The sequence below is a fragment of the Actinokineospora sp. genome (genome assembly GCF_052390155.1).
Classification (GTDB): domain Bacteria; phylum Actinomycetota; class Actinomycetes; order Mycobacteriales; family Pseudonocardiaceae; genus Actinokineospora.
The window spans coordinates 1-11,109 of sequence record NZ_JBQTHF010000095.1; the positions used below are offsets into that span (position 1 = coordinate 1).

Annotated in this window: 11 protein-coding genes; 7 read left to right on the top strand and 4 right to left on the bottom strand. The window is 72.6% G+C overall.

Annotated features, from left to right (window positions below; all coding sequences use genetic code 11):
* The first annotated feature begins 37 nt into the window (after window positions 1-37).
* The 4 genes from ACT4N7_RS26340 (at window position 38) to ACT4N7_RS26355 (ending at window position 5,443) form a co-directional block, all read left to right on the top strand.
* Window positions 38-340, top strand: coding sequence for a hypothetical protein (locus ACT4N7_RS26340; protein ID WP_444831550.1), 303 nt, complete (start codon window positions 38-40; stop codon window positions 338-340).
* A 49-nt stretch (window positions 341-389) separates the two neighbouring features.
* Complete coding sequence (locus ACT4N7_RS26345; RefSeq protein ID WP_444831551.1) at window positions 390-1,400, top strand: ABC transporter ATP-binding protein; 1,011 nt, start codon at window positions 390-392, stop codon at window positions 1,398-1,400.
* On the top strand, window positions 1,401-2,279 hold the full coding sequence (locus ACT4N7_RS26350; RefSeq protein WP_444831552.1) for a carbohydrate ABC transporter permease: 879 nt from the start codon (window positions 1,401-1,403) through the stop codon (window positions 2,277-2,279). It begins immediately after the preceding gene.
* Between the two features lie 71 nt (window positions 2,280-2,350).
* Entirely contained in the window at window positions 2,351-5,443 is a 3,093-nt protein-coding gene (locus ACT4N7_RS26355; RefSeq protein ID WP_444831553.1) for a type 2 lanthipeptide synthetase LanM family protein, read from the top strand.
* Window positions 5,444-5,449: 6 nt separating this feature from the next.
* Here ACT4N7_RS26355 and ACT4N7_RS26360 read toward each other — a convergent pair whose 3' ends face one another.
* Window positions 5,450-6,742, bottom strand: coding sequence for a hypothetical protein (locus ACT4N7_RS26360; RefSeq protein WP_444831554.1), 1,293 nt, complete (start codon window positions 6,740-6,742; stop codon window positions 5,450-5,452).
* A 137-nt stretch (window positions 6,743-6,879) separates the two neighbouring features.
* Window positions 6,880-7,083, bottom strand: a complete 204-nt coding sequence (locus tag ACT4N7_RS26365) for a cold-shock protein (protein WP_444831555.1) — start codon at window positions 7,081-7,083, stop codon at window positions 6,880-6,882.
* A gap of 125 nt (window positions 7,084-7,208) precedes the next feature.
* On the opposite strand from ACT4N7_RS26365, the gene ligD reads away from it, so the two are divergent.
* Both ligD and ACT4N7_RS26375 read left to right on the top strand, forming a co-directional pair.
* Entirely contained in the window at window positions 7,209-8,186 is a 978-nt protein-coding gene (gene ligD / locus ACT4N7_RS26370) for a non-homologous end-joining DNA ligase (RefSeq protein WP_444831556.1), read from the top strand.
* 6 nt (window positions 8,187-8,192) lie between these two features.
* Window positions 8,193-9,215 (top strand): NAD-dependent epimerase/dehydratase family protein, encoded by a 1,023-nt coding sequence (locus ACT4N7_RS26375; protein WP_444831557.1) that lies wholly within the window; start codon window positions 8,193-8,195, stop codon window positions 9,213-9,215.
* 18 nt (window positions 9,216-9,233) lie between these two features.
* Here the strand turns inward: ACT4N7_RS26375 and ACT4N7_RS26380 are convergent, their stop codons facing one another.
* Window positions 9,234-9,902, bottom strand: coding sequence for an arsenate reductase ArsC (locus tag ACT4N7_RS26380; protein ID WP_444831558.1), 669 nt, complete (start codon window positions 9,900-9,902; stop codon window positions 9,234-9,236).
* A complete protein-coding gene (locus ACT4N7_RS26385; protein ID WP_444831559.1) occupies window positions 9,895-10,584 on the bottom strand; it encodes an arsenate reductase/protein-tyrosine-phosphatase family protein in 690 nt (229 codons plus the stop codon). Before ACT4N7_RS26385 ends, ACT4N7_RS26380 begins: the two co-directional genes overlap by 8 nt.
* A 108-nt stretch (window positions 10,585-10,692) precedes the next feature.
* Between ACT4N7_RS26385 and ACT4N7_RS26390 the strand changes: the two genes are divergently transcribed.
* A partial coding sequence (locus ACT4N7_RS26390; RefSeq protein WP_444831560.1) for a hypothetical protein occupies window positions 10,693-11,109 on the top strand: 417 nt, incomplete at its 3' end.

Genomic DNA, 11,109 nt, shown 5'->3' on the forward strand with positions numbered 1-11,109 from the left:
GGGGGCGTCCAACACGGGGGGGGGGGGGGGTGTGTTGGTGTCCGCCCTGCGCGGCGCGGCCGCGACGATCATGGCGGCGACCGGCCGGACCGTTCCGTCCAATGTGGAGGTTTCACGGTCCCCCGCGTTCCTCGACCCGACCAAGGCACCGCGCAACGCGAAGGTGTTCCTCGACTCGATCCCGACGATCCGCGCCACCCCGGCGGTATCCACCTGGCCGGAGATCGAGGACGTGGCGAACGGCATCCTGGAGAACGCCTTGTACTACGGCCACCAGCCCCGGGATGTGGCCCGCGAACTGGACGAGCAGACCCGGCCGCTGTTCGAGCGCGGCCGATGAGCGAGCTTGCGAGCGGGCCACTGTCACAGCGCGACCGCGCGGGGGCATCGTGACGTACGGGCTGGAACTGGACGACGTGCGCGCGGCGCACGGCGGTGCGGAAACGCTGCGTGGCATCGAGTTGGCCATGCCGGAGGGTGAGCTGCTGGTGCTGCTCGGCCCGTCCGGCGCCGGGAAGTCCACGCTGCTCCGGGTGATCGCGGGCCTGCACCCCGCGGCGGGCGGCGTCGTGCGGATCGCCGGTCGGGACGTCACCGCGCTGAGTCCCGGGCAGCGCGACGTCTCGATGGTGTTCCAGTCCTTCGCGCTGTTCCCGCACCTGAACGTGATCGAGAACATCGCGTTCGGCTTGCGGGTGCGGGGAATCGGCCGGGTGCGGGCGCGTGAACGGGCCGAACAAGCGGCCGCGATGGTCGGCTGCGAACGGGTGCTCACCCGGCGGCCGGACCAACTCTCCGGCGGTGAACGGCAACGGGTCGCGCTGGCCAGGGCGCTGGTCCGGGAACCGGCGCTGTTCCTGCTGGACGAGCCACTGTCCAATTTGGACGCTGAACTGCGGGTGCGAACCAGGGTGGAACTCAGGGCCTTGCACGACCGGGTCGGCGCGACCATGGTGCACGTCACGCACGACCAGACCGAGGCACTCGCCCTCGGCGACCGGATCGCGGTGCTGCGGGACGGCCGGATCGAACAAGTCGGTACCCCGGACCAGATCTGGCGGCAGCCCGCCACGACGTTCGTGGCCGGTTTCGTCGGGTCCCCGGCGATGAACTTCCTGCCCGGCGACGGCCCGTGGCGGGTGCCCGGCAGGCCGGGCCACCGGATCGGCGTCCGCCCGGAAGCGGTGCGCCTGGCCCCTTCCGGCACCGGCCTGACCGCGATCGTGACCGGGGCGGAGGTGATCGGCGAGGACGCCTGGGTGCGGCTGCGGATCGGCTCCCACCCGCTCGTCGCGCGGGTGCAGGCCAGTGCCCGCCCGGAGACCGGCGCGGAGGTGGTGGCGAGCGCGCCCGACCACGACCTGCACGTGTTCGACGTCGACGGCAAGCGAGTGTCCTAAGTGGATAGCCGGAGACAACTCGCCCTGATGCTGGCGCCCTACCTGATCGGCCTGCTGCTCCTGGTGCTCGGCCCGGCTCTGGTCACCTTCGCGCTGGCGTTCGCCGACTACGACCTGATCGGCGCCGCGCGGTGGATCGGTTTCGCGAACTTCGCCGAGCTGGCAACGAGTCCCGCGTTCCACGCCGCCCTGTCCAACTCCCTGACCTTCGCCGCCGTCGCCATCCCGCTGCGCCTGCTGCTCGCGCTCGGACTGGCCCTGCTGCTCTACCGGCGCGCCCCCGTCGTGGGGACTGCCAGGACCGCGGTCACCCTGCCCACGGCGGTGCCGGAGGTCGCGTACGGCCTGCTGTGGCTGTGGCTGTTGAACCCGATGTACGGGCCGATCAACCAGATCCTGCGTTCCTTCGCCGAGCCGGACTCGATCCCCAACTGGCTCACCGACCCGACCGACGCCCGCGCGGGGATCGTCCTGATGAGCCTGTTCACCATCGCCGAGACGTTCGTGGTGCTGCTCATCGCGCGCCGCGCGATACCGACGCAGGTGTACGAGCTGGCCGCGATCGAGGGCGCCACCGGCCGGTACCTGCTCCGCCGGGTGACCCTGCCACTGATGGCCCCCGTGCTCGGCCTGCTGCTGCTGCGCGACACGATCCTGAGCTTCCAGTTCTCGTTCGTCCCCGCGCTCGTGGTCACCGAGGGCGGCCCACCACCTTACGCGACGACATACCTGCCACTGTTCGTCTACCGCAACGCTTTCGAGTACCTGCGCTACGGCTTCGCGGCGGCGGCGACCCTGGTCATGCTGCTGTGCACCGCCGCGGCCGTGTTCCTCCAGTGGCGCCTGATCCGCCGCTACCGCTCCCGCTACGGGTGGTAGGCGGTCACCGCGCCGGGCCCGATGACCAGCGCCGTACGCGGCGCCCGGTGGCAGTGCGTAGATTCCCACTCATGACCGCGCGACCCCGTCCCGGCATGACATCGCAGCAGGCCGAGACGGGCCGCGACCCGGCAGCCGCCCTGCTCGATTCGAGCTGGTGGGCGCCAGGTTTGGCGCTGCACGAGCGGCAGATCGCCGCGCGGACGGACGCCGTCGCCGAGGGGGCCCGCGAGCGAGTCGCGGCCTGGCGTGCGGGCTACGGCCCCGACGGCCGGTTCGACCAGCGGCTGGCCGCCGCCGGGCTCGACGAGGCCGCGCTGCTCGACCTGCTGGCCGAGTCGCCCGCCGACCTCGCCTGCCGGGTCGCCCGGCCCGCGTGGGCGGACACGGTCGAGCGGGCGCTGCCTGCCGCGGCACCGCGGCCGTCGGACGCGGTGGACTGGCGGGCCGCGTTCGCCTTGGCACTGCGGCCGTTCGTCGCCGACGCCCGCGCCGACCTGGCCAAGCGGGTCGTACTGGACGGCTGCCAAGTCGACGGGATCGCGGACGGGTTCGCCGACCGGCTGAGCAGGCACCTGGTCAGGATCGCGACCCGGGCACTGGCGCACGAACTGAACCAGGGGCAGGCGGGCACCGATCGGTTGTCCGACTTCGTCCGAAGACTCACCGCGCCCGCCGGGCTGGCCGCGCTGGTCACCGCGTACCCCGTGCTGGCCAGGTTGCTCGGCCAGGCGAGCCGGTTCGCCACCGACGCGGCCGTCGAGCTGCTGACCAGGTTCGCCGCCGACCGGACCGAGATCGTCGACACGCTGCTCGGCGGTGTGGACCCCGGCGCGCTCGTCGCGGTTCGGACCGGCCTCGGCGACGCGCACCGGCGGGGCCGGTCGGTGGCCGTCCTGTCCTTCGCCGACGGACGCCGGGTCGTCTACAAGCCGCGCGATCTCGGCGCGCACGACCGGTTCGGCACGCTGGTGCGCTGGCTGAACCAGGCGGTGCCGGGACTCGACCTGCGCACGGTCACCGCGGTGGTCCGCTCGGGGTACGGCTGGCTGGAGTTCATCGAGGCCGGGCCGGTGCCGGACCTCGACGCCGCCGACCGGTTCTACCGCAGGCAGGGCGCGCTGCTCGTGCTGCTGCACGCCGCGCACGCCGGGGACATGCACTACGAGAACGTGATCGCGTGCGGCGAGCACCCCGTGCTGATCGACCTGGAGACGCTGTTCCACGCCACGCTGAGCGCGTCGAGCGACGCGGTGGACCCGGCGGCCAGGATGCTCGCGGAGTCGGTGCAGCGGACCGGGCTGCTGCCGGTCGTGGTCGTGGGCGAGAGCGGCGCGCTGGACGTGTCCGGCCTCGGCGGCGACCGCGGGCAGCCTGCCCCGTACACCGTGCCCGACTGGGAACTCGCGGAAACCGGCGAGCTGCGCCAGATCCAGTGCACCATCACCTTCCCGGGCGCGCTCAACCGGCCCCGGCTGGGCAAGCGCGAGATCGACGCGGCGGACCACGAGCGGGCCCTGCTGGACGGGTTCCGGCTGGCCTACGACGCGGTCCTGCGGCACCGGTCCGCGGTCCTCGACCTTCTCGACGCCTGCGCGGACATCGAGGTGCGCGTCGCCGTCCGGCATTCCCGCGGCTACGCGACGCTGCTCGCCGAGTCCACCCGGCCGGAGCTGCTGCGGGACGCGCTCGATCGGGACCGGGCGCTGGATCTGCTGTGGACGGAGTCCGCCCATCACCCGGCGCACTGGCGGCTCGTCCGGCACGAGCAGGCCGACCTGTGGGCGCACGACGTCCCGCTGTTCACCGCCCGCCCCGGGTCGGCGGACCTGTGGACCTCGGCCGGGCAGCGGCTGCCCGACCTGCTCGACCGGCCGGGCCTGCACAGCGCCGTGGCCAAGGTGCGCGCGATGAGCGAGGTGGACCGCCGCGACCAGGAGTGGATCATCTCGGCCGCGCTCGCCACCCGGCGGCCCGCGGGCGAGCACCGCGGCGCGGGCCCGGTGCCGGAGCCGCTGGCGGGCACCGCCGCGCCGCCCGAACGGCTGCTGGCCGCGGCCTGCGCGCTGGCCGACCAGATCGTGGCGCGGACCCTGGCCGAGGGCGACCGGGTGAACTGGCTGGGCCTGGAACTGGTCGACGACCGGCAGTGGATGGTGCTGCCGATGGGGGCGGGCCTGGCCAACGGCTACGTCGGCGTGGCCCTGTTCCTCGCCCAGCTCACCGAACTCAGCGGGATCGCCCGCTACGGCGAGGTGGCGCGGCGCGCGCTGAGCGCGGTGCCGCGGATGTTCGCCCCGCTCGCCGCCCGACCCGACCTGGTGGCCGCGGTCGGCTGCGGCGGGTTCCACGGCTTCGGCGGCATCGCCTACGGCCTGGCCCGGCTGACGACCCTGCTCGCGGACGACGAGCTGCGGGGCTGGACGCGGACCGCGGTCGAGCTGGCCACGACCGCGGCGTCCGCGCCGGGTCAGCCGGGCCTGGCCACCGGCTACGCGGGATGTCTGGCGACGATGACCGCGGTGCACGCCGAACTCGGGTTGCCGGAGGCCGCGCGACTCGCCCAGGGCTGCGCGGACGGGCTGGCCGAGTTGGTCGTCGGCGCCCACGGCGCGCTCGCGCCGACACCGGGTTTCGCCGACGGCACCGCCGGAATCGGCTGGGCGCTGGGCCGCTACGCCACGTCCGGCGGCGGGCCGCGGCACGCCGAAGCCGCGCGCCTGGCCCTGGCAGGCGCGCTGTCGGCAGGCACCGAGAACGCCGGGCACGGCTGGTGCGCCGGGACCGCGGGGCTGGCCATGGCGCGGGCGGGCTCGCCCGACCTGGTCGCCGACGATCCGGCCACGCGCCTGCTCGATGATCGTCCCGTGCTGCGCGACCTCAGTCTCTGTCACGGTGAGCTCGGGATCGCCGAGGCGATGATCACGCCGACGGCGACCGACGCGGGCGCCGAGCGCATGGCCGCGGCCCGGCGCAGGCGTGCCTGCCTGATCCTGGACGCGATCAACCACTACGGCGCGCCCTGCGGGCCACCCGGCGGGGTGTCCACCCCCGGTCTGCTGACCGGGCTGGCCGGCATCGGATACGGGCTGCTGCGGCTCGGGTTCGCCGAGCGGGTGCCGTCGGTGCTCCTGCTCGAACCGTCACGATCAACCGCGGCCTGACTCCACTCAGCCCGGGCGGCGCACGAGCAGGGCGTCGCCGATGTAGCCGTCGACCAGGTACTGGAACTGCAGGTCGTCGCGGGTGCGGGTGAGCACGATGGTGCCCTGGACCGTGCAGTTGCCCGCGTCGTTGTCGGTGATCAACTCGGTCAGGGTCAGCACCTGGACGGTCGCGTTTGTCAGCGTCCAGGTGCCCGTGCAGTCCAGCTTCGGGGTGGCGGTGTCCCAGTCCGTGCGGTAGGCGACCTCGTGGGTGCCGTTCTCCCGCAGGGTGACCCGCATGTGGTAGTCCCCCGCCAGCGCCGCCGGGATCTGGCGCACCGGCTCGCGCGACTCCCAGTCGCCCGCGAAGCCCTCCGGCAGCGGCGCGGCCTGGCCGCACTGCCGCTCGGTGAACACGCCTTCCTGCGTCCGGCCCGGAAACGGGCCGTGCGGTCCGCGGAAGTTCTTCGGCCCGGGCTCGCCCCACCTACCGCGGTAACCCCACCACGGCTGGCCGTCGACCGGACGCGCGTCGGACCAGGTCCGCCAGGGGGTGCCCGCCGAAGTGGTGTCGATGCCGCCCCGGTGGCCGAAGTTGCCCTTGCTCGGGTACGACCCGTGCGCCCCCAGCGCCGAGAACACGACCGGGTGCCCCTCGACCAGGCCGAGGTCGGCCCACGGCACCACGCAGGTGGGCTCCTCGTGCTTCCAGAACGTCACCGCGACCGGCTCGTCCCCGCGGACCTGCACGGCGATCCGCTCCCAGTCGCCCTCGTGCTTGTTGAGGTAGTCGTTGTAGCCGTAGAACAGCCAGTACACGTAGGCGACCAGGCCCGACCCGTCCTCGTGCCGCTCCCAGTACGTCGGCGCCCCCGGTCCGTCGCCGCGGCGGGCGTCGTCGTCGAGGTCGAGGTAGAAGCCCAGCGACGAACGCACTGTCGGCACGTCGTCGGCGGTGCCGTACTCGGTGCCCTCCTCGTGCACGCAGGTCAGCCGTTCGGTATCGACGGGCTGCGGGAACGCGCGGTGGCGGTACTCGCCGCGGGCCAGCCGCGCGGGGTCCACCTCGGCGGCGACCGGCTCCTTGTCGTCGTCGCACTGGTCGCCGTGGTCGAACCAGAGCTGTGATCGCGCCACGAACGTGGTCGCGTCCATCGGGCCGTGGCCGTCGCCGTTGGCGAGCCACACCATCGGCGCGAACCTGGCCGCGTCCGCCGCCGCCGCCGGGCTCGACGGCCGCGCCGTCGTCACCGGGTCGGGCAGCCCCTCCTCGCATCCGGTCGCCGCCAACGCCAGCACCGCCAGCGTCGCGGGCACTCCCGTACCCCGCCATCCCCACCGCACGCTATCGCCCCCATCAGTCACCCCCGACCATAGCGGGCGGGACCGACAGCCACCGCCGAATCCCGGCGGGTGCCCGGTCGAGCCTCGGCCGGGCACCCGCCCGGGACCCGCTAGATCCCGTGAACCTGTTCGGCCTGCGGACCCCGCTGCCCCTGGGTGACCTCGAACTCGACTCGCTGGTTCTCTTCGAGATTGCGGAATCCTGACCCCTGGATGGCCGAATAGTGCACGAACACATCCGGGCCGCCCTCGTCCGGGGAGATGAACCCGAACCCCTTCTCACCGTTGAACCACTTGACCGTGCCCTGCGCCATGTGCGTACTCCTCGTCGCCGCGGCGCCGCTGCGCCGCCCGGTGTCCAGCATTCCCGAAACCGGGAAACCGGACCACCCGGACTGCGAAACAGACCGCCCGCACGATGCGCGCTAGGTTGAGGTCCATGGCGGCGGGCAAGAGCAAGACTCCCGCGGTGGAGCTCGAAGTCGGGGAGCATACCGTGCGGATCTCCAGTCCTGACCGGGTGTACTTCGCGGCACGCGGCGAGACCAAGCTCGACCTTGCCCGCTACTACCTCAGCGTGGGCGACGGGATCGTGCGGGCGCTGCGGGAGCGGCCGTGCATGCTGCACCGCTTCCCCGACGGCGTCGCGGGCCAGAAGGTGCACCAAAAACGGGTTCCATCCGGCGCGCCGCCATGGCTGGAGACGGTGCGGGTGCACTTCCCGCGCTACGGCAGGCATGCCGACGAGTTGTGTGTCACCAAGCTCGCCGACATACTCTGGGCAGTGCAGATGTCCACTGTGGAGTTTCACCCGTGGAACTCCCGACGCGCCGACACCGAACGCCCCGACGAGTGGCGCATCGACCTGGACCCGATGCCGGAGTGCGGATTCGATACCGTGCGCCGGGTCGCGCACGTGGCCAACGAGGTGCTCGACGAGTTGGGCGCCACCGGGTGGCCGAAGACCTCCGGCGGCCGCGGCCTGCACGTGTACGTTCGGATCAGTCCTGAGTGGACCTTCACCGACGTACGCCGGGCCGCGCTCGCCTTCGCCCGCGAAATCGAGCGGCGGGCACCGGACGAGGTGACGACGACTTGGTGGCGAAAGGACCGCGATCCGCGCACGCTGTTCGTGGACTACAACCAGAACGCCCGCGACCACACGATCGCCTCCGCGTACTCCGTGCGCGGCGTCTCCGAGGGGACGGTGTCCACCCCGATCACCTGGGCCGAGATCGACGACGTCGACCCGCGCGAGTTCACCATCGCCACCGTGCCCGCCCGCTTCGCCGAACTCGGCGACCTGCACGCGGGCATCGATGACGCGGTGTTCTCGCTGGAACCGCTGCTGGAATGGGCCGCACGGGACGAGCGCGCGGGCACGCCCGACCCCGGCGATCCGAACGCGGCAGGCTGATCACCCATGCGATTGCTGGTGTTGGGTGGGACCGCGTTCGTCGGCCGGTCGGTGGTGACGGCGGCGGTGGACAGCGGCTGGTCGGTCGCCACGTTCAACCGCGGCCGAGGCACCTGGGCGCACCCACTGGCCGACCAGCTGACCGGCGACCGCCTCCACCCGGCCGACCTGGAAGTGGTGCTGACCGGCGGCCGATGGGACGCGGTGGTCGACACCTGGTCCGGCGCCCCGCGCGTCGTCCGGGACAGCGCGGATGCGCTGGCCGGGCACGCGGACCGATACCTGTACGTCTCCAGTCGGGCGGTCTACGCTCCCCCGCCGCCCCGGGACATGGACGAAACCTGCCCGACCGTCGACGCGGCAGCAGACGCTGAGGCGATCGGATACCAGCAGGACAAACGGGGTGCGGAGATCGCGGTCGAGACCGCGTTCGGCGACCGGGCGGTGCTGGCCCGCGCCGGCCTGATCCTCGGCCCACACGAGGACGTCGGCAGGCTGCCACACTGGCTGCTGCGAATCGAGCGCGGCGGGGAAGTCCTCGCACCCGGCCCACCGGATCTGCCGGTCAGGTACATCGATGCCCGCGACCTGGCCACCTGGCTGCTCGACGCAGCCGAGAACGGCGTTTCCGGCCCGGTCAACCTGGTCAACCGCGCCGATCACACAACCATGCGAACCCTGCTGACCGCCGCCATCACCGCGACCGGCGGCAACGCGGAGTTGACTTGGGTCGACCCGGCGGCAATCGAGGCCGCGGGCATCGACCGGCGAACCGAACTGCCCGGCTGGATCCCACCCGACCCCGAATTGGCCGGTCTGATCTGGACCAACGTCGACCGCGCCCACGCCACCGGCCTCCGGTGCCGACCCGTTGCGGACACCGTCGCCGACACGTGGGCCTGGCTGGTGGCGGCGAACCGGACGCCACCGTCCCCACCCCCCGGCCACCCGCCCCTGGGCCTCGACCCCGCCAAAGAACGGAAAACCCTCACCGCCTGGCACCGATCCAGAACGCCCACCGATACCTGACCAGCCCTGATCGCGACGCTACGTGCTCTGCGGTTGCGTGGCCGGGACGCCGAGGTCGGCGAGCAGGGCGCGGATTCGGCGTTCGATCTCATCGCGGACCGGGCGGACATCGGCGACGGACTTGCCCGCCGGGTCGTCCAGGGCCCAATCCAGGTAACGCTTGCCAGGGAACACCGGGCAGGCATCGCCGCAGCCCATGGTGATGACGACGTCGGCAGCGCGGACGATTTCGTCGGTCCATGGTTTGGGGAATTCGGCGGTGATGTCGATGCCGCGTTCGGCCATGGCGGCGATGGCCGACGGGTTGATCTCGTGGCCGGGTTCGGAGCCGCCCGACCAGGCCAGGGCGCCGTCGCCGGCGAGGTGTCGGAAGAAGCCGAGGGCCATCTGGCTGCGACCGGCGTTGTGGACACAGAGGAACAGCACCACTGGCCTGCCGTCCTGGTCGTGGCCCTCCACCCGGGCCAGCGCCTTGAGCCGCTGGCGGGCGAAGCGCTCGGCCAGCAGCGGCAGGAAGCGCGGAATCGTGCTGTGCGTGGCGAACTGGTCGTAACTGGAGTGCAGGAACCGGTCGATGGTCTCGGCGCCGAAGATCCCGTCGAAGTCGCCCCGCAGGCGGGTGGCGGCGGTCCGCAGGGCGAGTTGCTGGTCGATGCTCATGTCGGCGCGGCGGAAGGTCTCAGGCATCGGTTTCTCCAGAATGGTGGACGGCAGGCGCCAGCCGGTCGACCCGGTCGGCGAGGTCGCGCAGGGCGTGGTCGAACGCCGCTCGCGTGCCGACCCGGGCGGGGTCGGGCACCGACCAGTGCAGCCGGTCGGTCGCCCGGGAACCGAGCCGCTCGTGCGCGTTGTCGCACACGGCGACCACCAGGTCGTCGGGCAGGAGTACGTCGTCGACGTGCGCGGTGTGCGACAGCGACAGGCCGTGTCCCCGCGCGGCGGCGGCGGCGAGCGGGTGGACGCGCCCGGCAGGCTCGGTCCCGGCAGACGCGGTCGGCACCGCGCTGCGCCGCATCCACAGCGCTGCGGCCAACTGCGAGCGCGCCGAGTTGTGCGTGCACACGAACACCACCCGAGGCGCCCCGCGCACCCGGGCGGGCACCAGGTCTGCCAGGGCGCGCGTCCGCAGCCGCAGGTATGACCGCCGACGGTCCCCCTCGGACCGGGACCGGTCGACCAGACCCGCCTGTTCGAGCAGTTTCACGTGGTGGGCCAACAGGTTGCTCGGCAGACCCAGCGCGCGCCCGATCTCGCCGGGCGAGCTGTCGCCGAGTAGGAGCCGGTCGACGATGGCCAAGCGCGCGGGCTCGCCGAGCGCCGCGTGCCGCCGCGCCCGGTCCACCGTCGCGGAAGACCACTCACTGTTCATTGAGTCAATGATGGCTGACTTAACCCGGACTCGTCAATGCGCCGCGTATCACCGGGCCGACCTGGGTCCTCTGCCAACTACCACTCGGGCATCGAGGAAGGCGACACCATGCGATACGGACTCACCCCCGCCCAGCACCACGTCTGCGATCCCGAAAGCGCTTGCCAGGTGCCGCCGTCACCGCGCGCGCTGGCGCAACTCCAGGCGCGGTTCCTGGAACTGAGGGCCGCGCGGCGACTGCCGACGACGCTGACCTTCGACCAGTACTACTGGGTGTGGCGGTCCGGGCGGCGCGGCGAGAGCCTCGTCGGCCTGGACGACGGCGCCATCGCACCGGGATCCGGCGCCGACCGGCAACTGATCACCAGGCCGCGCACGCCACTCAAGGGCGTCGTGCGCACCATCGTGGGGGGGGTGGGGGTCCCCCCCCCCCACCCCCCCCCCAACCCCCGTCCCCGCGAAAACGACGCCCAGTTTTTGAGCACCCACACAATAACCCCCGGGCGCAAGCGCGCCAACAAACCC

Bases quoted from the DNA above. Each gene is read 5' to 3' on its own strand.
- ACT4N7_RS26375 (WP_444831557.1), top strand. From the start codon at position 8,193: ATGCGATTGCTGGTGTTGGGTGGGACCGCGTTCGTCGGCCGGTCGGTG.
- ACT4N7_RS26355 (WP_444831553.1), top strand. From the start codon at position 2,351: ATGACCGCGCGACCCCGTCCCGGCATGACATCGCAGCAGGCCGAGACG.
- ACT4N7_RS26380 (WP_444831558.1), bottom strand. From the start codon at position 9,902: ATGCCTGAGACCTTCCGCCGCGCCGACATGAGCATCGACCAGCAACTC.
- ACT4N7_RS26385 (WP_444831559.1), bottom strand. From the start codon at position 10,584: ATGAACAGTGAGTGGTCTTCCGCGACGGTGGACCGGGCGCGGCGGCAC.
- ACT4N7_RS26365 (WP_444831555.1), bottom strand. From the start codon at position 7,083: ATGGCGCAGGGCACGGTCAAGTGGTTCAACGGTGAGAAGGGGTTCGGG.
- ligD (WP_444831556.1), top strand. From the start codon at position 7,209: ATGGCGGCGGGCAAGAGCAAGACTCCCGCGGTGGAGCTCGAAGTCGGG.